The 19,253-nt window shown below is 67.4% G+C and carries 22 protein-coding genes and 3 tRNA genes; 19 read left to right on the top strand and 6 right to left on the bottom strand.

Going from position 1 to position 19,253, the window contains the following annotated elements; genetic code table 11:
• Positions 1-6 precede the first annotated feature (6 nt).
• Positions 7-840 carry an ABC transporter permease gene (locus tag ACZYZ3_RS13710; RefSeq protein ID WP_463964362.1) on the top strand — a complete coding sequence of 278 codons (834 nt, stop codon included), beginning with the start codon at positions 7-9 and terminating at the stop codon, positions 838-840.
• A 34-nt stretch (positions 841-874) separates the two neighbouring features.
• Here ACZYZ3_RS13710 and ACZYZ3_RS13705 read toward each other — a convergent pair whose 3' ends face one another.
• From ACZYZ3_RS13705 to ACZYZ3_RS13690, 4 genes are all read right to left on the bottom strand, one after another.
• A complete protein-coding gene (locus ACZYZ3_RS13705) occupies positions 875-1,795 on the bottom strand; it encodes a cation diffusion facilitator family transporter (RefSeq protein WP_463964361.1) in 921 nt (306 codons plus the stop codon).
• Between the two features lie 10 nt (positions 1,796-1,805).
• Positions 1,806-2,306 carry a metallopeptidase family protein gene (locus ACZYZ3_RS13700; protein WP_463964360.1) on the bottom strand — a complete coding sequence of 167 codons (501 nt, stop codon included), beginning with the start codon at positions 2,304-2,306 and terminating at the stop codon, positions 1,806-1,808.
• Between the two features lie 21 nt (positions 2,307-2,327).
• Positions 2,328-3,320 (bottom strand): DMT family transporter, encoded by a 993-nt coding sequence (locus ACZYZ3_RS13695; protein ID WP_463964359.1) that lies wholly within the window; start codon positions 3,318-3,320, stop codon positions 2,328-2,330.
• Between the two features lie 95 nt (positions 3,321-3,415).
• A complete protein-coding gene (locus ACZYZ3_RS13690; RefSeq protein WP_463964358.1) occupies positions 3,416-4,297 on the bottom strand; it encodes an ArgP/LysG family DNA-binding transcriptional regulator in 882 nt (293 codons plus the stop codon).
• Positions 4,298-4,366: 69 nt separating this feature from the next.
• Here ACZYZ3_RS13690 and ACZYZ3_RS13685 point away from each other — a divergent pair, with 69 nt between their 5' ends.
• The 15 genes from ACZYZ3_RS13685 (at position 4,367) to ACZYZ3_RS13615 (ending at position 13,682) form a co-directional block, all read left to right on the top strand.
• Positions 4,367-4,969 (top strand): LysE/ArgO family amino acid transporter, encoded by a 603-nt coding sequence (locus ACZYZ3_RS13685; RefSeq protein WP_463964357.1) that lies wholly within the window; start codon positions 4,367-4,369, stop codon positions 4,967-4,969.
• A gap of 55 nt (positions 4,970-5,024) precedes the next feature.
• The gene (locus ACZYZ3_RS13680; RefSeq protein ID WP_463964356.1) at positions 5,025-5,663 is read left to right on the top strand and encodes an FMN-binding negative transcriptional regulator; all 639 of its coding nucleotides are present in this window, start codon (positions 5,025-5,027) and stop codon (positions 5,661-5,663) included.
• A gap of 159 nt (positions 5,664-5,822) precedes the next feature.
• Positions 5,823-5,895: transfer RNA gene (locus ACZYZ3_RS13675), tRNA-Glu, on the top strand.
• A 96-nt stretch (positions 5,896-5,991) separates the two neighbouring features.
• Positions 5,992-6,065 (top strand) — tRNA-Asp (locus tag ACZYZ3_RS13670).
• 48 nt (positions 6,066-6,113) lie between these two features.
• Positions 6,114-6,189 (top strand) — tRNA-Phe (locus ACZYZ3_RS13665).
• A 207-nt stretch (positions 6,190-6,396) separates the two neighbouring features.
• Positions 6,397-6,861, top strand: a complete 465-nt coding sequence (locus ACZYZ3_RS13660; RefSeq protein ID WP_463964355.1) for an Asp23/Gls24 family envelope stress response protein — start codon at positions 6,397-6,399, stop codon at positions 6,859-6,861.
• Positions 6,858-7,049: a hypothetical protein gene (locus tag ACZYZ3_RS13655; RefSeq protein WP_354172807.1), complete on the top strand. Its 192-nt coding sequence runs from the start codon at positions 6,858-6,860 to the stop codon at positions 7,047-7,049. Before ACZYZ3_RS13660 ends, ACZYZ3_RS13655 begins: the two co-directional genes overlap by 4 nt.
• Complete coding sequence (locus ACZYZ3_RS13650; protein ID WP_463964354.1) at positions 7,046-7,426, top strand: hypothetical protein; 381 nt, start codon at positions 7,046-7,048, stop codon at positions 7,424-7,426. Before ACZYZ3_RS13655 ends, ACZYZ3_RS13650 begins: the two co-directional genes overlap by 4 nt.
• Positions 7,427-7,533: 107 nt before the next feature.
• Positions 7,534-8,097, top strand: coding sequence for a DUF6286 domain-containing protein (locus ACZYZ3_RS13645; protein ID WP_463964377.1), 564 nt, complete (start codon positions 7,534-7,536; stop codon positions 8,095-8,097).
• Positions 8,094-8,705 (top strand): hypothetical protein, encoded by a 612-nt coding sequence (locus ACZYZ3_RS13640; protein WP_463964353.1) that lies wholly within the window; start codon positions 8,094-8,096, stop codon positions 8,703-8,705. Before ACZYZ3_RS13645 ends, ACZYZ3_RS13640 begins: the two co-directional genes overlap by 4 nt.
• A 232-nt stretch (positions 8,706-8,937) precedes the next feature.
• Positions 8,938-10,221, top strand: a complete 1,284-nt coding sequence (locus ACZYZ3_RS13635; protein ID WP_463964352.1) for an ABC transporter substrate-binding protein — start codon at positions 8,938-8,940, stop codon at positions 10,219-10,221.
• Between the two features lie 7 nt (positions 10,222-10,228).
• A complete protein-coding gene (locus tag ACZYZ3_RS13630) occupies positions 10,229-11,266 on the top strand; it encodes a carbohydrate ABC transporter permease (protein WP_463964351.1) in 1,038 nt (345 codons plus the stop codon).
• On the top strand, positions 11,263-12,150 hold the full coding sequence (locus ACZYZ3_RS13625) for a carbohydrate ABC transporter permease (RefSeq protein WP_463964350.1): 888 nt from the start codon (positions 11,263-11,265) through the stop codon (positions 12,148-12,150). Before ACZYZ3_RS13630 ends, ACZYZ3_RS13625 begins: the two co-directional genes overlap by 4 nt.
• 10 nt (positions 12,151-12,160) lie before the next feature.
• Complete coding sequence (locus ACZYZ3_RS13620; RefSeq protein ID WP_463964349.1) at positions 12,161-12,415, top strand: hypothetical protein; 255 nt, start codon at positions 12,161-12,163, stop codon at positions 12,413-12,415.
• Positions 12,416-12,569: 154 nt separating this feature from the next.
• Positions 12,570-13,682, top strand: a complete 1,113-nt coding sequence (locus ACZYZ3_RS13615) for a LacI family DNA-binding transcriptional regulator (protein ID WP_463964348.1) — start codon at positions 12,570-12,572, stop codon at positions 13,680-13,682.
• 113 nt (positions 13,683-13,795) lie between these two features.
• On the opposite strand, the gene ACZYZ3_RS13610 is transcribed toward ACZYZ3_RS13615, so the two are convergent.
• Entirely contained in the window at positions 13,796-14,719 is a 924-nt protein-coding gene (locus ACZYZ3_RS13610) for a DUF8083 family protein (protein WP_463964347.1), read from the bottom strand.
• Positions 14,720-14,750: 31 nt separating this feature from the next.
• Positions 14,751-15,557, bottom strand: a complete 807-nt coding sequence (locus ACZYZ3_RS13605) for an exodeoxyribonuclease III (RefSeq protein WP_463964346.1) — start codon at positions 15,555-15,557, stop codon at positions 14,751-14,753.
• A gap of 164 nt (positions 15,558-15,721) precedes the next feature.
• Here ACZYZ3_RS13605 and ACZYZ3_RS13600 point away from each other — a divergent pair, with 164 nt between their 5' ends.
• The 3 genes from ACZYZ3_RS13600 to mmsB are packed head-to-tail and all read left to right on the top strand — an operon-like array spanning position 15,722 to position 19,246.
• Positions 15,722-17,221, top strand: a complete 1,500-nt coding sequence (locus ACZYZ3_RS13600; RefSeq protein WP_463964345.1) for a CoA-acylating methylmalonate-semialdehyde dehydrogenase — start codon at positions 15,722-15,724, stop codon at positions 17,219-17,221.
• A complete protein-coding gene (locus ACZYZ3_RS13595) occupies positions 17,221-18,294 on the top strand; it encodes an enoyl-CoA hydratase/isomerase family protein (RefSeq protein WP_463964344.1) in 1,074 nt (357 codons plus the stop codon). The genes ACZYZ3_RS13600 and ACZYZ3_RS13595 overlap by 1 nt, the downstream gene beginning before the upstream one ends.
• Entirely contained in the window at positions 18,287-19,246 is a 960-nt protein-coding gene (mmsB, locus tag ACZYZ3_RS13590) for a 3-hydroxyisobutyrate dehydrogenase (RefSeq protein ID WP_463964343.1), read from the top strand. Before ACZYZ3_RS13595 ends, mmsB begins: the two co-directional genes overlap by 8 nt.
• The last annotated feature ends 7 nt before the right edge of the window (positions 19,247-19,253 follow it).

Below are 19,253 nucleotides of genomic sequence, written 5' to 3'. Positions count from 1 at the left end.
GAATCGGTGTCCACTCCGCGGGGACAGTGGGGCCGCGGTCTGCTCGCCTCCGAGCTCGGGGTGCTTTTCCGCCGCCGCCGGACCTGGGCCATGCTGTGCGCCCTGGCGGCCATTCCGATCCTGATCGCCGTAGCGGTGCGCCTGTCCTCCGCGGTGCCGCCGGGCCGGGGACCGGCGTTCCTTGACCGCATTACGCAAAACGGCCTGTTTGTCGGCGTGACCGCCATGCTGGTCTCCGTCCCGCTATTCCTGCCACTGACCGTGGGGGTGGTGGCAGGCGATACCCTGGCCGGCGAGGCCGGACTGGGAACGCTGCGGTACCTGCTGGTGGCGCCCGCGGGCCGCATCCGGCTGCTGCTCGTGAAATACGCCGGGGCCGTGGCCTTCGCCGTCGCGGCGCCGCTCGTGGTGGCGCTGGTCGGGGCCGGCATCGGTGCGGCGCTCTTCCCCGTGGGGCCGGTCACGCTGCTCTCCGGGGATTCGATCGGGGCAGCGGAGGCACTGCAGCGGCTGTTGCTGATTGCCGCCTATCTTGCCGTGTCGCTGATGGGGCTGTCGGCGATCGGGCTCTTCATGTCCACCCTCACCGACGTCCCCGTGGGTGCGATGGCGTCCACGGTGGTGCTCTCGGTGGTCTCGCAGGTCCTCGACGCGCTGCCGCAGCTGGAGTGGCTGCACCCGTGGCTGTTCAGCCACTACTGGCTGGACTTCGCCGACCTGCTCCGCCAGCCCATCGCCTGGGAATCCTTCCTCACCAATGCACTGCTGCAGGGCGGCTACGTCGCCGTGTTCGGGGCGCTCGCCTACGGCCGGTTCGTCACCAAGGACGTGCTCTCCTAACAGGGGACTCCGGCCAGTAATGCGGGGCCGGGGCTCAGGCGTGCTGGTGTGATTCGTGCTCCGCGTGTGAGACCGGTTCCAGCTGGAAGGTGCAGTGCTCGGTGTCGAAGTGCGAGCCCAGGCAGCTGACGAGCTTGTCCAGGATCTGGTCGGCGCCGCGGGCACCCAGGGCCGCATCCTCCACCACCACGTGGGCGGAAAACACGGGCACGCCGGAGGTGATGGTCCAGATGTGGATGTCGTGCACCGACACCACACCCTCCACGGCGAGGATGTGCTCGCGGATCATCTGCACTTCCACGCCCTTGGGGGTCGCCTCGAGCAGCACGTCCACCACGTCGCGGAGCAGGTGCCAGGCCCGCGGCAGGATCATCAGCGCGATGACGATCGAGGCGATGGTGTCCGCCGCCTGGAAGCCCGTGACCATGATGACCACGGCGGCGGCGATAACGGCGAAGGAGCCGAGAAGGTCGCCCAGGACCTCAAGGTAGGCACCGCGGACGTTGAGGCTCTCCTTCTGGGCGCCGCGGAGGATCAGCAGTGACACGAGGTTGGCGATGGCGCCGAGGACGGCCGCGGCAAGCATGACGTCGGTCTGCACCTCGGGGGCGGAACCAAGGCGGCGAATCGCCTCCGTAAAGATCACCACCGAGATCACAATCAGCACCAGGGCGTTGGCCAGGGCGGCCAGCACCTCGGCACGCTGGTAGCCATAGGTGCGCTGCTCGCTCGCCGGACGGGCCGCGATCCAGGCGGCCAGCAGGGCGATGAAGACCCCGGCCGCGTCGGACAGCATGTGGCCGGCGTCGGCCAGCAGGGCCAGGGAGCCGGACATCAGCGCGCCGACGATCTGGATCAGGACGACGGCGAGGGTGATGGCGAGGACGGCGACCAGGCGCTTCCGGTGCTTGGCCGTGCCGGTGAGGCCGTGTGAGTGGCTGTGGTCGTGTCCCATGCCTACAAGGCTAGCCCCAGCCGAGCTCGTGCAGGCGATCGTCGCTGATCCCGAAGTGGTGCGCGATCTCGTGGACCACGGTGACCGTCACCTCGTCGATGACGTCCTCGCGTGTTTCGCAGATGTCCAGGATCGGCTGGCGGTAGATGGTGATGCGGTCCGGCAGCGAGCCGGCGTCCCACCACGAGTCCCGTTCGGTCAGGGGCACGCCCTCGTAGAGGCCCAGCAGCACGGTGTCCGGATCCTCGCCGGGCTGGGGGGTGTAGTCATCCTCGATGAAGATGGCCACGTTGTTCATGGTCTTTGCGAGGTCCGGCGGGATCCGGTCCAGGGCGTCGCTCACCGCGGCTTCGAAGTCGGCCTCGGACATCGGGAACGGCGCGTGGTCGTGGCCGCCGTCGTTCCCGCCGTCGTTCCCGCCGTCGTCCGGGCTCTCCGGCGTGTCCGGGCCGTCCGGGCCGTCCGGGCCGTCCGGAATGATCGGGAGACCTGGCGGCAGGGAGGGGGGCATAGCTGAAACTCTAGCGCCGAATCAGCGGGACCGGCGCCGGGTCAGCCCCACCCCCACGAGGCAGACGGCGCCGCCGAGCAGGCCCCAGACGGTGGGGATCTCGCCGAGCACCAGCCAGGAGATCAGGATCGTGGTGCCGGGCACCAGATAAGTCGTGGCGGCGAGCCGGCCGGCGTCGATCAGGGACAGTGCATAGGCCCAGGTGGTGAACGCGATCGCGGTGGGGAAAACGCCGAGGTAGACCAGGCCCAGGGTAGCCGGCAGCGGGGCCGCCTGCAGTTCGGCGACCAGCTGGCCGCTGAAGGGCAGGCAGCAGATGGCACCGACCATGATTCCGAACCAGGTGGCCTGGGCGGCGGGGAACTTCCGCAGCACCGGCTTCTGCACGATCACACTCACTGCGGCGAGGGCCGCCGCCAGCAGGCACAGCAGCACCCCGGCGACGTCCGCCGCCGACCGCTGGCCGGAGCCCAGGGCGATCACCGCGACCCCGCTGAATGCGACGAGGCTGCCGATGATCAGCCAGCGCGGGAAGCCCTCCTTGAGGATCACGCCGGCCATGATGGCGACCAGGATCGGGTTGACGTTGATCAGCAGGGCGGCCGTGCCGGCGTCGAGGAGGTGCTCCGCGGCGTTCAGCGCGACGTTGTAGCCGCCGAACCACATGACGCCGTAGGCCAGGATGGGCCACCATTCGCGGCCCCGGGGGAGGTGACGGGTCTTCAGGAGCTGCGGCAGCACCACCAGGCCCAGCACGACGGCGGCAATCGCCAGCCGGCCCAGGGTCAGGGAGCCGGGGGAGAAGCTCGGTCCCACGGCGCGGATGCCTACGAAGGCGGACGCCCACAGCACCACGGTGACCACGACGGCGGCGATGCCGAGCCGGCTGATCTGGCCAGGCTGCAGGGTCTTGGACGGGGGATCGGGGGCGGGAGCGGGCGGCGGCACTTCGTGGGTGCCGTCCGGGTGCGTGCTGTCCGGCTGGGGGGAGCCTGTCTGGGCGGTTGTGGCCATGCTGCCAATCTAGTCCGGACAGCGGCCGCGGGCTGGCGGAAATCGGCCATGTCTAGTCGAGTTCCTGCCAACCGGGGCGCAGCACCCGGGCCGGCTCACCGGAGGGGGCGGGCGGCGGCCTGGATTGCTGCGGCGACCTCGTCGAGGGCCGCCGATCCGTAGCGCCACTGCTGCCAGTGGAGCGGCACATCGACATGCGCTGCGGGGTCCGGGGAAACCAGCGTGCGGCGCTTCAGTTCCTCCGACACTTCGATTTCGGGGAGCAGCCCCCAGCCCATCCCCCAGCGGATGGCTTCGCCGAACTCGTGGGCCGCCGGGACATAGTGCCGGGGCGGCAGGAGCGCCTGGCGGCTCACTGACCGCAGGTACCGGTCCTGCAGGTCGTCCTTGCGGTCGAAGATGATGACCGGGGCGGCGGCGAGCGTTTCCGGCGCCGCCCCGGCGGGGAACCACCGGGCGGCGAAGTCCGGCGTGCAGACCGGCAGGTAGCGCATCACGCCCAGGCGCCGGGAGGAACAGCCCGGTGCCGCCTTCGCCGTGGTGGTGATGGCAGCGGCTGCGGCGCCGCTGCGGAGGAGCTCCAGGGAGTAGTCCTGGTCCTCGCGCAGAATCTCCAGCTGGACCTTGTCCGCCACGGCCGCCAGCCCGGGCAGCGCCCAGGTGTGCAGGGAATCGCTGTTGATGACGAGGGTCAGACGAATGCTGGCAGGCTGCGCGCCGGGCTGCAGCTCCTCGGCCAGATCGGCGGAGAGCATGTCCAGCTGCCGGGCGAAGCGCACCACCGCATGGCCGGAGGGCGTGAGTTCGACGGGGCGGGTCCGCTTCAGCACCGGCCGGCCGACGGTCACTTCGAGGGCCCGGACGCGCTGGCTCACCGCAGACGCCGTGACGCGCAGGTGGCTGGCGGCGGCCTCGAAGCTTCCGTGGACCACGATGGCCGCGAGGGTCCGGGCGTGGTCCGGATGGATGTCGATCATTAGCTCATCTTATGTTGCTCACAAATGATTAACTGCTTTCATGTTCCCGGGCCCTCTAGCGTGGAACCCGTGATCGTCTCTCTCCTTTCGGGCCTGGCAAGTGGGCTGTCCCTTATCGTCGCCATCGGCGCGCAGAACGCCTTCGTACTCCGTCAGGGCGTCCAGCGCTCGCACGTTCTGCTGGTTGTTGCCGTGTGTGCCCTCTCCGACCTCGTGCTGATCGTGCTGGGCGTGGCCGGCATGGGCGTCCTCATCGAGCAGGCACCCGGCGTTCTCGAGGTCGTGCGCTGGGCCGGAGCCGCCTTTCTCCTGGCCTACGGCGGCATGGCTGCAGTGCGGGCCATCCGCGGAACGCAGGCGTCCGAGCCGGCGATCGGGCAAAAGGGAGCCTGGGCGGCTGCGCTGGGGACCAGTTTGGCGCTGACCTGGCTCAATCCCCACGTCTACCTCGACACGGTCCTGCTGCTGGGATCCCTGGCCGGCACCCACGGCCCGGACGGGCGCTGGTGGTTTGCCGCCGGGGCCGGCCTGGGGAGCATCGCGTGGTTCGCGTCCCTTGGCGCCGGTGCCCGGTTCCTCGCGCCGGTGTTCGCCCGGCCGGGCAGCTGGCGCGTGCTCGACGGCGGCATCGCCTTGGTTATGTTCACACTGGCTGTCATGCTCGTGGCCTGAGCTTGTCAGTCGTCCCGCATCTCACCGCACAACAAAACTCGACAAGGAAGCCCCCATGTACGTCCCCTTGCATTTCGCCGCCGACCAGGACGCCGTCAACGAACTGCTCTCGAACCCGGGTGCAGCCAATCTGGTGACCTCGACGGAGCGCGGACTGCTCGCGACGCTGCTGCCGTTCGTCTATGACCCGGAGGCCGGCGACCACGGGGCACTGCTGGGCCACCTCGCCCGCAACAACGACCAATGGCTGCTGCCGGCACTGGGCGAATCCCTGGTCATCATCCAGCGCCCCGACGCGTACATCTCCCCGTCGTGGTACCCGTCCAAGGCCGAACATGGCCGGGTGGTTCCCACCTGGAACTACACCACGTCGCACGTCTATGGCCGGCTGGTCATCCATGACGACCCGGCCTGGGTGGAAGACCTGGTCCGGCGGCTGACCACACTGCATGAAGCACTTTCGCCAGAGCCCTGGAGCGTGGACGATGCGCCCGCGCGTTTCATTGCCGGGCAGCTCCGGGCGATTGTCGGCGTCGAACTTGTCATCACGAGGGTGGAGGCGAAGCGGAAGCTGAGCCAGAATCGGCCGGCGGCCGATGTGGACGGCGTCATCGCGGGACTGCGGGCCAGGGGCGAGCTGGAGGCGGCCTGCGACGTGGAGCGGGCGCAGCAGGAGTCGGGCCGGCGGAGCTGAGCGCCCCGGAGTGCGGCGACCGCCGATTTTGGATAATCCGGGGGTCTGCCCTTATAGTTTTATAGTCCAGTTCGGAGGAACCCGAAAGGACAAAAACGAAAGGCCTAGGCCCTTAATTTTTGTCTTTGTTTCTATCGTGTCCATCCGAATGGCGTTCTGGCCCCCATCGTCTAGCGGCCTAGGACACCGCCCTTTCACGGCGGCGGCACGGGTTCGAATCCCGTTGGGGGTACGCAAGGAACTGGTCAAACCGGGTGTGAAAGTCTGGTAGGCTAAAGGCCTTGAAAAATTGCAGTAGCGATACTGCAGAGAAACAAGAAAATAGCAAGGCCCTGTAGCGCAGTTGGTTAGCGCGCCGCCCTGTCACGGCGGAGGTCGCGGGTTCAAGTCCCGTCAGGGTCGCTCTGATTGCCAGAAGAAATTCCGGCTCTCACGGTGACATGTCACCTAGGCTCTGTAGCTCAGTTGGTAGAGCGTTCGACTGAAAATCGAGAGGTCACCGGATCGACGCCGGTCGGAGCCACCACTGGGAAGCATCAGTTCTTCGGAACTGGTGCTTTTCTGCTTTAACCCCATCGGTTGCTCCGCAACTGCCCTTCTGGCGGGGCAAAAGGGCAGTGCCGGAGCAATCGATCCAAGGTCGACGGCGGCGACGGCGGCCAATCCCGCTCCCTGGGGCCACCTTGTCGTTGGCAGGTACTAGGGTGGTCACAAAGAGAAGGGGGAGTGCCTTATGGAATACCAGAATTCCCAGCCTGCAGCGGCCCCGGTGCCAGGGTTGGCTACCGACCTGCCGCTGCCCGGTGCCGGCCGCACCGTCATTTCCGAAACCGCCGTCGCGAAGGTCGCGGGCATCGCCGCCCGTTCCGTCCCCGGCGTGTACTCCCTGGGGAGCGGCCCGTCCCGCGCGCTCGGCGCCTTCCGGGATGCCGTCGGCAGCTCGGACCACGCCGCCGGTGTCCGCGCCGAGGTCGGCGAAACCCAGGTCGCCGTCGACATTGACCTGGTGGCGCTTTACGGCACGCCCCTGCACGCCTTGGCGGACCAGATCCGCGCCGCCGTGTACGCGGCGGTCGAGGAACTCGTCGGGCTCCAGGTCATCGAAGTGAACATCGAGATCAACGACGTCTACGTGCCCGGCCCGGCGAAGCCCGGTACCCCGGCCGAGACCCGGCCATCAAGGGAGGCAATCCAGTGAATCTGACGGTTGTGGGAATCGCGATGGGCGCCTTCGCTGCGTTCATGTCCTTCCAGTTCGGCGTATGGGGTTTCCTGGGCGCCCTGCTGTTCATGGGAATCGGAGCCCTGCTGGGCCGCGCCGCGGAAGGGAAACTGGACCTGCGCAGCGTGCTGGACGCCCTGACAGGCCGGCGTTCCTCCTCATGAGGGCGACAGCTGGTGCCGTCCGCGCCGCCGCGATGGCTGGACACACCAGGATCAGCACTCAGGCGCTCACCAGCGTGGCCCGGGCTGCCGCGGCAGAAGCGCTCGGCGTAACGCCGCATGAAGTGCGGGCCGAGTGGTCCGACGATGACGGGCTGTTGGCGCTGTCCCTCGTCTCTCCCATCACCGTCCCGCCGCTGGCGGCAGTCCTGCGGGAGCCCGGACGCGTTGCAGGCTTCGGCGGTTCCGTCTGGGACCGGGCCGTGGCCGCCAAGGCCGACATCCTGCGTCGCGTGACCGAGCTGAGCGGTGCCCGGCTGAGCCGGGTCGACATCCGGATCAGCGGCGCCAGCGTAAGCGAAGGAGGGCGGGTCCATTGAGCCACGCCACCGACCGTCATTCCAGCAGCGGACGCCAGGTCCCGCCGGCTCCCGTCACTGCACCGTCCGCCGGCAGCCCGGCGGCTGCCGGGACGGGCGTCGAAGGCATGGACCAGATCCTCAGGCGCGAGACGCACTCCTCCAGGGCCATGGCCTCGATCATCGCCGCTGTGCTCGTCATTGCACTGTGCGTTTATGCCCTCCTGGAAACCGCAGTCCGGGCCGTCGGCCAGCCGCCCTGGCTGGTGGATCCGCAGACCGCCGCGCAGCAGGTCGTGTCGCTCCCGAGTGGGGTCCCGCCCCTCTTGCTCGGCGTCGTTGGCGCGGTGCTGGTCATGGCCGGGCTGTTCTTCTTCCTGAACGCGGTTCTGCCGGGACGCCGCGCCCGCCACGTCCTGCTGGACCGCCGCGCCGCCGTCGTCGTGGACGACGAAGTGATCGCTTCCGCGCTGGCGCGGCGGGCGCGGCTGGCCGCCAACGTGAGCCCGGAACAGGTGATGGTGACGGTTTCCCGGCAGCAGGTCGAGGTCAACGTCCGTCCCACCTCCGGCGTGCCGTTGAGCCGGAATGCCGTCCTCACAGCCGTCCAGGATGAGCTCCAGGAGATGGGATTGACCCCCGCTCCGGAGGCCCGCATCAATGTCGCCTCGGCGGGGGTGGTCGGCGCATGAACGGCACCCCCAGAACCCTTAACCGGGTCCTGATCGGCGTCCTGGGCTTCAAGCTGCTCGCCATCGGAGTACTGCTCATCCTGCTGGCGGCCGTGCCGGCGGTCGCGGCATGGTGGCAGGGCTGGGCTGCCGGCGTCTGGAGCATCTGGCGGGACCTCTTCGAGCGCACGCGCTTCCCGGGCCGCGCGGAGAGCTGGCTCTGGATCGTGGTCGTCCTGATGCTGCTCCTTTTGATTGGTGCCATGGTGGCCTGGGTTGCCCAGCAGGGCAAGGGTCGGGCCAACACTCTTCTGTCCGAAGAGGATCCCGGCGAGGTGCCTGGAAACGTCAGGGTCGGCAGCGGAGTGGCCGAGCAGGCACTTCGGGCCGCGCTGGCAGACCGTCCGGACCTGACCGGCACGACCGTCGCCACCTACGACTTCCGTGGCGAACCGGCCCTGAGAATCAGGATCCAGCCCCGTCATGGTGTGGCCCCGCACCGGCTCGCGGCCGAGGTCTCCGCCCTCGTGGAGGCACTCGACGTCGCGCTTGGAAAACGCACCCTGGTGCTCATTCATATCGCCTCGGGTGCCCGGTCTAGGTTTGGCCGGGCCGAACGGGTCCGCTGACCGGGGTGAGCTTTCGGCAGCATTTTTTGCCTGGCCCGCTGGAGGCGCCCCGTGGCCGGATTTTGTTGAATCGGCGCGGGCTGGCACACAGAAAAGGCCTCGGCACACGGGTCTCCTTTCCGTAAAGGTTCTGTGTAAACGCTTGCATTCCTCGCCGGGTGTTGATTATCGTGATGGGCACCACACGAACGCCCGCCGATTTTTGTCCGGTACTCAGCGAGGAGCCCCCAGCATGAAAACACCGAAGTTCTTACTTCCCGTAGCCGCAGCAGGCGTGCTAGCCCTGACTCTCTCCGCCTGTGGCGGCGGAGGAGGAGGCGGCACGACCGCCGGCACGGACGCCGAGCAGGGCCTCGACGGCCGCGGCCCCATCACGTACGTCCAGGGCAAGGACAACAGCAATGTGGTCCGTCCCCTGATCGAGAAGTGGAATGCGGCGCACCCGAACGAGAAGGTCACGTTCAAGGAACAGACCGACCAGGCCGACCAGCAGCACGATGACCTCGTCCAGAACTACCAGGCCAAAAACGCCAACTACGACGTCGCGAGTGTCGACGTCGTGTGGACGGCAGAGTTCGCTGCCAAGGGCTGGCTGCAGCCGCTCAAGGACAAGATGGCAGTAGACACGGCGGGCATGCTGAAGCCCACCATTGAAGCCGGATCCTACAAGGGGACGCTCTACGCGGCTCCGGTGTCGTCCGACGGCGGCATTCTTTACTACCGCAAGGACCTCGTCCCCACGGCGCCCAAGACCTGGGACGAGATGATGGGCATGTGCTCCATCGCTGAAGAGAACGGCATCGGCTGCTTCGCCGGCCAGTACGCCAAGTACGAGGGCCTCACCGTCAACGCCTCGGAGGCGATCAACTCAGCCGGCGGTTCCGTGCTGGACGCGGACGGCAAGCCGAGCCTGAACACCCCCGAGGCAAAGGAAGGCCTCGAAAACCTCGCCACGGCCTACGCCGACGGCAACATCCCGAAAGAAGGCATCACCTTCCAGGAGGAACAGGGCCGCCAGGCCTTCCAGAACGGCAAGCTCCTGTTCCACCGCAACTGGCCGTACGTCTACAACCTGGCCGCCACGGAAGGTTCGTCCAAGGTCAAGGACGTCCTCGGAATGACGGCACTCCCCGGCAAAGATGGCCCCGGCGCATCGACTCTGGGCGGACACAGCGCGGCCATCAGCGTCTACTCCAAGAACAAGGCCACTGCCCTGGACTTCGTAAAGTTCCTCGTCAACGAAGAAAACCAGAAGTTCTTCGCCACCCAGGGCTCACTGGCCCCGGTCCTCGAGGCCCTGTATGACGACCAGGAACTCGTAGCCAAGCTGCCGTACCTCCCGGTGCTGAAGACCTCCATAGAGAACGCCGTGCCGCGTCCTGTCACCCCGTTCTACCCGGCTGTCACCAAGGCCATCCAGGAAAATGCCTACTCAGCCATCAAGGGCGAGAAGACCGTGGACGCGGCTTTGTCCGATATGCAGAAGTCCATCGAGTCCGCTAGCGCGGGACAGTAGCCTAGCCATGGCAACGGAATTGGGCCCGACGCCGGTCAAGGAACCGGCGTCGGGCGGTACCCCGGTCCACCACGCACCCAAGGGCGTGGGTGAGGACAACGCGATTGCGAGCCAGGGCAAGTGGGCCTCGTGGCTCCTGGCGCCAACCATCGTCGCGCTGGCCATTGTGATCGTCTACCCGATCATCAGCGCCATCGTGATGTCATTCCAGAAGGATGCCGGCCTTGACCCCGTCACGGGGCTTTTCACCGCCGGCGGCCCGGCCGGATTCTCAAATTACATCAACTGGATTTTCCAGCAGTGCGCCGCCCCGGGCGGCGGAACCGTGGCGTGCCCGCCAGGGACCCTCGGTGCGCAGTTCTGGTCGGCCACCGGTACAACCTTCTACTTCACCATCATCACGGTGACGCTGGAGACGATCCTTGGCTTCTGGATGGCGATCATCATGGCGCGGACCTTCCGGGGCCGCAGCCTGGTCCGCGCAGCCGTCCTCGTGCCGTGGGCCATTCCCACCGCCGTCACGGCCCAGCTGTGGCTGTTCATCTTTGCCTTTGAGGGCATCGGCAACAAACTGTTCAACACCACCATCCTGTGGACGGGCAGCGAAATCCCGGCCCGGTGGGCCGTCATTATCGCGGACACCTGGAAAACGACGCCGTTCATGGCGCTGCTGATCCTGGCAGGGCTGCAGATGATACCCGCCGATGTCTACGAAGCGGCCAAGGTCGACGGCGCCTCTGCGTGGCAGCGGTTCCGGATGATCACCCTGCCGCTGGTGAAACCGGCGCTGATGGTCGCGATCCTCTTCCGGACCCTGGACGCCCTGCGGATGTTCGACCTCCCGTACATCCTGACGGAGGGCGCCAACAACACCACCACGCTCTCCATTCTGGTGGTCAACCAAATCAGGCAAGGCTTCAACTCCGCTGCCGCTTTGTCCACCATTACGTTCATCATCATCTTCATGGTGGCCTTCATCTTCGTCCGCTTCCTTGGAGCCAACGTCGTGGAGCAGCAGACCGGTACAGGCAAGGGGAAGAAATGACCGCCGCGACCGAACTCAGGGCCCGGCAGGACCGAGGCCGCAAAGTAGCCCAGAACCGCGAGAAGTGGGCGAGCGTCCGCACCTATATCAGTGCGGCCATCATCCTGATCTGGTGCCTCGCGCCGGCGTACTGGATGGTGGTGACGGCGTTCCGCGATGTCGGCTTCACGTACGACACCTCGCTCCTGCCCACTCACGTGACACTCGACAACTTCGCCACTGCCTTTGATACCTCGTTCGGTAACAGGTTCGGCCAGGCGCTGCTGAACAGTGTGTTCATCGGCGTGACGGTGACCCTGATCTCGCTGGTACTCGGCGTTTTCGCAGCCTATGCCCTGGCCCGGCTGAACTTCCGGTTCAAGTACCTTGTGCTGGGCTTCATCCTGGGGGCGTCCATGTTCCCCGGAGTCGCGCTGATCACCCCGCTGTTCCAGCTGTTCACCAATATCGGGTGGATCGGCACCTACCAGGCGCTGATCATTCCGAACATCTCCTTCGTCCTCCCGTTGACGGTCTACACCATGACGTCATTCTTCCGGGAAATGCCGTGGGAGCTCGAGGAAGCCGCCCGCGTGGACGGTTGCACCCAGGGGCAGGCGTTCCGCCGTGTGATCATGCCGCTGGCGGCACCGGCCATCTTCACGACGGCGATCCTGGCGTTCATCTCCTCATGGAACGAATTCCTGATTGCCAGCCAGCTCTCCAACGATGCGACCCAGCCGGTGACGGTGGCCATTGCCAACTTCGCGGGGGCCCAGCCGCAGCAGATTCCCTACACCGCCATCATGGCCGCCGGAACGATCGTCACAATTCCGCTGGTCATTCTGGTGCTGGTCTTCCAGCGTAAGATCGTTGCGGGCCTCACCGCCGGCGCTGTGAAGTGACGGCCTGGCAATGAACACCAAATCGAGCCACGGCCTGGTGCGCAACGAACACCGGCGCGTCCGCTCCGCGGAAGATTTCGATATCATCATCGGTCTCCTCGGGTTCTGGGCACTTGTGCTGCTGGTGATCACCGTCTGGATGGAGGTCACCGCCCAGCCCGCTCTTGGCTGGGCCCTGGGCCTGCTGGTCATGGTGCTGGCCCTGTACGGATTGATCCGGCTGCGCCGGCGCCTGCCGGAAAGAACGGCAACCCGGCGCAGGTGAACGCGGGGTCACCTAGCGCCCGTCCCGAGGGGCTTTATGGGCGGCAAGTGACCCCGCGTTGCTTGGAGGGCATTTGTTGCCGCTGGGGAGGCAGGCTAATGGAGTACTTCGGAGGGCGCGGGTTGCCTCAGGAGCCAGTCGACAAGGGGACACGGTGGCAAGGACAGCAGACAGGGCGCAACGCGGAGGCCACTCCGGTGTCAGCATCGAAGATGTGGCCGCCGCCGCCGGAGTGTCCACCGCCACCGTGTCCCGCGCGGTCCGCGGCCTGCCCAGGGTTTCGCCGGCTACCCGGCAGAAAATCCTGGGCATCGCCGCAGACCTGGGCTACGTCGCCTCCTCCTCGGCGTCCGGGCTGGCCACCGGGCGCACCAAGACCATCGGCGTGCTGGCCCCCTTCGTCAGCCGCTGGTTCTTCTCCAAGGCCATCGAGGGCGCCGACCGGGAGTTGCACGCCCGCCAGTACAACCTCTCGCTCTTCAACCTGGGCGGCCACGGCAGCAACCGTGAGCGGCTCTTCAGCAAGACCATGGTCTACAAACAGATCGACGCGCTGCTGGTGCTGTGTATGGCACTGACGCACGAGGAAATCGAACACCTGCAGAAGATCGACATCCCGCTGGTCGTCGTCGGCGGCCACGTCGAGGAGTGCCCCTACGTCGGGATCGACGACTACGCCGCCGCCGCCACAGCGGTGCGGCACCTGATCGACCTCGGGCACACGGAGATCGCCCTGCTGCACGGCGACGACGACACCGACATCAACTTCGACGTCCCCCGGGTCAGGATCCAGGCCTTCCAGGACGTTATGGCCGAAGCAGGCCTGAACGTCCGGGAGGAATGGGACGAATGGGGGGACTTCACGGTCCGCAGCGGCCAGGACGCCTTCCACCGGCTCTGGGACACGCCCGGACCGAAGCCGACGGCAATCTTCTGCGCCTCGGATGAGATGGCCATGGGGGTCATTTTCGAGGCCACGCGGGCCGGAGTGAAAGTCCCGGAGGACCTCTCCGTCATCGGGATCGACGACCACGACTTCTCCGAGGCCATGGGCCTCACCACGGTCAGGCAGCGCCCGGACGAGCAGGCCGAACTGGGCACGAAAATGCTGCTGGACGAACTCGACGGGATCGTCGGGTCAGTGCGCTCCACGGTGGCCCCGCACCAGCTGGTTGTCCGTAGCACGACGGCGCCGCCCGCGGGGGCGGAGGCGGCGGCCCGGAAAGGCGCGCCGGGGACTCTCACCCCTCAGGCCGGCCGCCCGTAGCACCGGGCCCCCTGTATAGCACCGGATAGCACCGGCCCTCGTATTGCACCGGATAGCACCGGCCGCCGGATAGCACCGGCCGCCGGATAGCACCGGCCGCCGCCGGGGTCACATCAGGACGCTCGGGCCAGCTGCCGGATCGGGATCCAGCGGGATGCCAGCCGGCGGTAGGCCGCGGCGGCCCCCGTCATGTCCCCTTCGGCCAGGCACTCAATGCCCAGCCGGACGTCCATGGGCGAGTCATCCGGGTAGACCTTGTCCGCCACGGCGCCGTAGTCCAGTTCCACCATGGACTCCGGGTGGAAGAGCTCCAGCCATTCGGTGAGCTGGGTCAGATCCTCGAGCATGTCCAGATCCGGGGCAGCCATGGCCAGATGGGCCACGGCGTAGCGGACCCGTTCCAGGGACTCGCCGATGGTGGTGCGGATGCGCACGGTGACGATCCTCCCCTCGGATTCCACCACGTCCGTGGGGTCCGATTCCTTGAACAGGCAGAACCAGCTGAAGGGGATGCCCCAGGTGGACGCCCGGGTGTGCACGCGGCCCAGCCCGGAGTGCGACCGTACCTCGTCGATGCGCTCCTGGTGCCGGTCGCGCTGCTCCTCCGGGATGAGCAGCTGGGCCAGTGGCCCGTGGATGCCCTCCATCAGGGCGTTAGCCGCCAGCCCGGCCCGGAGCACCAGCTGGCTGGGGCAGTACAACAGCCGCTCCGGCGCCCCGGTGTCCGGCGGCGCGGCGGCGGGACTCCCGGAGTCGGCCGGAGGCGAAGCCGGGGCAGTGCCTCCGGTCCGCGGTACCGCAATGCTCCTGACCAGGTCCGTTGCGCCGGTCGGAAACGGGTCCCCGCCCGGGCGGGTGATGCGGCCGAGGGAAGCCAGCAGTTCGGCGTTTTCCACGGCCGCCCGGGAAACGCTGCGCCCCCCCGCGGCGCGCAGGGGACCCTGCTGGTCCTCCGGGAACGCCTCCAGGGGTTCGTACACCCGCAACGCGGAGGAGAACGGCAGCCCGGCCTGGCCGCGATAGAGGTTTCCTGTCATAGGACCACGTTGCTTCCCTGGGCTGTGCGCATCAGTCACTCAGCTCCACGATCACGGGGGCGTGGTCCGAGGCACCCTTGCCCTTGCGTTCCTCGCGGTCGATGGCGGCGCCGGTGACCCGGGCGGCCAGGGCGGGGGAGGCCAGGACGAAATCGATCCGCATGCCTTCCTTTTTCGGGAAGCGCAGCTGGGTGTAGTCCCAGTAGGTGTAGACGCCGGGACCGGGGGTGTGCGGGCGGACAACGTCCTGGAATCCGGCGTTCTCAAAGGCGTGGAAGGCTGCGCGTTCCGGTTCACTCACGTGGGTGAGGCTCTCAGCGCGGAAGTAGTCGATGTCCCAGACGTCCTCGTCCTGCGGGGCAATGTTCCAGTCCCCCATGAGGGCAACCTGCGCTCCGGGGTCCTCCCGCAGCCAGCCCTCGGCATGGGTCCGCAGGGCATCCAGCCAGCTGAGCTTGTAAGGCATATGTTCATCGTCGAGGGCCCGGCCGTTGGGAACGTAGAGGCTCCAGACCCTGATCCCGCCGCAAGTGGCGCCGATGGCGCGGGCCTCCTGCACGGCGTCCTTGCCGTTTTTGCCGAAGACGGGCTGGTCCAGGAAGGTGCGTTCGACGTCGTCGATCCCCACCCGGGAGGCGATCGCCACGCCGTTCCATTGGCTCAAGCCGAAGTGCGCCACCTCGTAGCCCAAGTTCTCGAACAGCTCCCAGGGGAAGTTGTCGTCCTTGCACTTGGTTTCCTGGATGGCCAGGACGTCACAGTCGGTGCGCTGAAGCCAAGCTTCAACACGGTCGGCACGGGCGCGGAGCGAGTTCACATTCCAGGTAGCTATCTTCACAATCCCTAACTTACCGAACTTGGCTGCCGCACGAAGCGGCGGTCCGTTCACGCCCCTCTGGAATTTAGTAGGAAGTCCGAGTATATTCGGGAGCAGAAGATGTCGTGGGTCACACGGCCCGGCCGTCACTTCGGCAATCACACGGTGCAAAGGAGCATTCCATCATGGTTCGCGAACTATCCCATTACATTGACGGACAGCATGTTGAAGGCACCTCGGGGCGCTTCAGCGATGTCTACGACCCGTGCACCGGCGAGGTCCAGGCCAGGGTGCCGCTGGCCAGTACCGAGGAAGTCCGCAACGTGGTCTCCAACGCGGAGAAGGGCCAGCTCGAATGGGCGGCCATGAACCCGCAGCGCCGCGGCCGGATCCTGCTCAAGTTCGTCGATCTGGTCAACCAGAACCTGGACGAACTCGCCACCCTGCTGTCCTCGGAGCACGGCAAGACCTTCCTCGACGCGAAGGGTGACATCCAGCGCGGCATCGAGGTCGTGGAATTCGCTGCAGGCGCCCCGCACCTGCTCAAGGGCGAGTTCTCGGACAACGCCGGAACCGGCATCGACGTGCACTCGCTGCGCCAGCCGCTCGGCGTCGTCGCCGGGATCACGCCCTTCAACTTCCCGGCCATGATCCCGCTCTGGAAGTCCGGTCCGGCGCTTGCCGCGGGCAACTCCTTCATTCTCAAGCCGTCCGAACGGGATCCCTCCGTGCCGCTGCGCCTTGCGGAACTTTTCACCGAGGCCGGCCTGCCCGCCGGCGTCTTCAACGTCGTCAATGGCGACAAGGAAGCGGTCGATGCGCTGCTGGAGGACCCCCGGGTCCAGGCCATCGGCTTCGTCGGCTCCACGCCGATCGCGCAGTACATCTACGCCACCGCCGCCGCGAACGGCAAGCGCGCCCAGTGCTTCGGCGGGGCCAAGAACCACATGGTGATCATGCCGGATGCGGACCTGGACATGGCCGCGGACGCCCTGATGGGTGCCGGCTTCGGCTCCGCCGGCGAACGCTGCATGGCGATCTCGGTGGCCGTGCCGGTCGGCAAGGCCACCGGCGACGCGCTCGTCGCCAAGCTGGAGGAGCGGATCGCGGACCTCAAGGTCGGCCACAGCCTCGCCAAGGACTCGGACTTCGGCCCGGTCGTGGCGGCCTCCGCCAAGGAACGGATCGAAGGCTACATCCAGGCCGGCGTCGACGAGGGCGCCACCCTGCTCACCGACGGCCGCGGCCTCAAGGTCGAGGGCTACGAGGGCGGCTTCTGGGTCGGCCCCACCCTCTTCGACAACGTCACGAAGGACATGACTATCTACAAGGAAGAGATCTTCGGCCCGGTGCTGAGTGTGCTCCGCGCCGAGGACTACGACGAGGCCCTGCGCCTGTGCAGCGAGCACGAGTTCGGCAACGGCGTGGCCATCTACACTCGCGACGGCGACTCCGCCCGCGACTTCGCCAGCCGGGTCCAGGTGGGCATGGTGGGCATCAACGTCCCCATCCCGGTGCCGATCGCCTACTACACCTTCGGCGGCTGGAAGGCCTCTGGCTTCGGCGACCTCAACCAGCACGGCGCGGACGCCTTCCGCTTCTACACCAAGACCAAGACGGTCACCACCCGCTGGCCCTCCGGCATCCGCGCCGGTGCCAGCTTCGTGATGCCGGAAGGCAGCTGATGGCGGGGAAGCATTCCTCCGACGCCACGCCGGCGGAGGTGCTGTTCGAACGCCGCGGCGGCCTCGGTGTGGTCACGCTCAACCGGCCCCAGGCCGTCAACGCGCTCACCGCGGGCATGGCATCGGCCATGCTGGTCCAGCTCACCCTCTGGGCAGATGACGATGCCGTCGCGGCGGTGCTGGTCCACGGCGCCGGCGACCGGGGGCTGTGCGCCGGCGGCGACATCGTGGCCATTTACCGGGACATGCTCGATGGCGGGGACGCAACGGCCGACTTCTGGGCCGAGGAATACCGGATGAACGCGCTCATCTCGGGCTACCCGAAGCCGTACGTGGCGTTCATGGACGGTCTGGTCCTCGGCGGCGGCGTGGGGATCTCCGCGCACGGCTCGGTCCGGATCGTCACCGAACGCACCCGGATGGGCATGCCGGAGACCACCATCGGGTTTGTGCCCGACGTCGGCGGCACCCTGCTGCTCTCCCGCTCACCGGGGGAATCGGGCACCCATGCGGCTCTCACCGGCGCGCACCTGAGCGGCGCCGACGCCCTGTTCCTGGGGCTCGCGGACCACTTCGTCCCGTCCGCGAAGCTCGCGGAACTTGCCGAGGCACTGGAGAGCGAGGCGGCGGACGACGCCGTCGCGCGCTTCGCCGAGGAGGCCCCGCCCTCCGTCCTCGCAGCGCAGCAGGAATGGATTGATGCCTGCTATTCAAGCGACGACGCCGGGGAGATCGTGCGCCGGCTGCGGGCAGTGGGCGGGGAAGCCTCCGACGCCGCCGACACCATCGAGGCCAAGGCGCCGACCGCCGTGAAAGTGGCGCTGGAATCCCTGCGCCGGGTCAGGGGCCGGGGCCTCGAGGAAGCCCTGAAACAGGAGTACCGGGTGGGGCTGCGGTTCCTCTCCGGGCCGGACTTCCGCGAAGGCATCCGCGCCCAGGTCGTGGACAAGGACCGAAACCCGCACTGGAAGCCCGCCACGCTGGCGGAGGTCAGCCGCGGCGACGTCGAATCCTATTTTGCGCCGCTGGGCGACCGTGAACTGATGCTTTTGAAGGAGCACGACAATGTCTGAACCATCGACGGCTGAACCGGTCCAGGCCGGGAAGCACGCCGGCCCGGTCGCCTTCCTCGGCCTGGGCCACATGGGCGGACCGATGGCCATCAACCTGGTCAAGGCCGGCTACACCGTGACCGGCTTCGACCTGATGCCGGCCGCGCTGGAAACTGCCCGGGCGCACGGCATCGCCACCACGGACACCGCCGCCGAGGCCGTGGCCGGCGCCGCCGTCGTCCTCACCATGCTGCCCAGCGGCAAACACCTGCTGGACGCCTACCGCGGCACCCCGGGCCAGCCGGGCCAGCCGGGCCTGCTCGCCACCGCAGCCCCTGGCACCCTGTTCCTGGACTGCTCCACGATCAACGTGGATGAGGCTCGGGAAGCGGCCGAACTCGCCGTGGCGGCCGGGCACCGGGCCGTGGACGCCCCGGTTTCCGGCGGCGTCGTGGGCGCCGAAGCGGGCACCCTGACGTTTATGGTGGGGGCGCTTTCGGAGGACTTCGGGGCGGTCAAACCGATGCTCGAGGTGATGGGCAAGCGGGTGGTCCACTGCGGGGAACATGGTGCCGGACAGGCCGCGAAGATCTGCAACAACATGATCCTCGGCGTCTCGATGATCGCGGTCAGCGAGGCCTTTGTGCTGGGCGAGAAGCTGGGCCTGACCCACCAGGCACTGTTCGACGTCGCCTCCGCGGCCTCGGGCCAGTGCTGGGCGCTGACCACCAACTGCCCCGTGCCGGGACCGGTGCCCACGAGCCCCGCCAACCGCGACTACCAGCCCGGCTTCGCCGGAGCCCTGATGGCGAAGGACCTCAAGCTGGCGCTCAACGCGCTCCAAAGCACCGGCGTTGCCGCACGGTTGGGTCCGCTCGCGTCCGAAATCTACGATAGCTTTGCCGCGGAAGGCGGGGCGGGCCGGGATTTCTCCGGCATCATCACCGACATCCGCGACAAATCCGAACACTAGCCGGTTC

It is taken from the genome of Pseudarthrobacter linnaei, assembly GCF_055412825.1.
The sequence above is the reverse complement of the archived record's forward strand: the minus strand, read 5'-3'. Positions and strand labels throughout refer to the sequence as shown.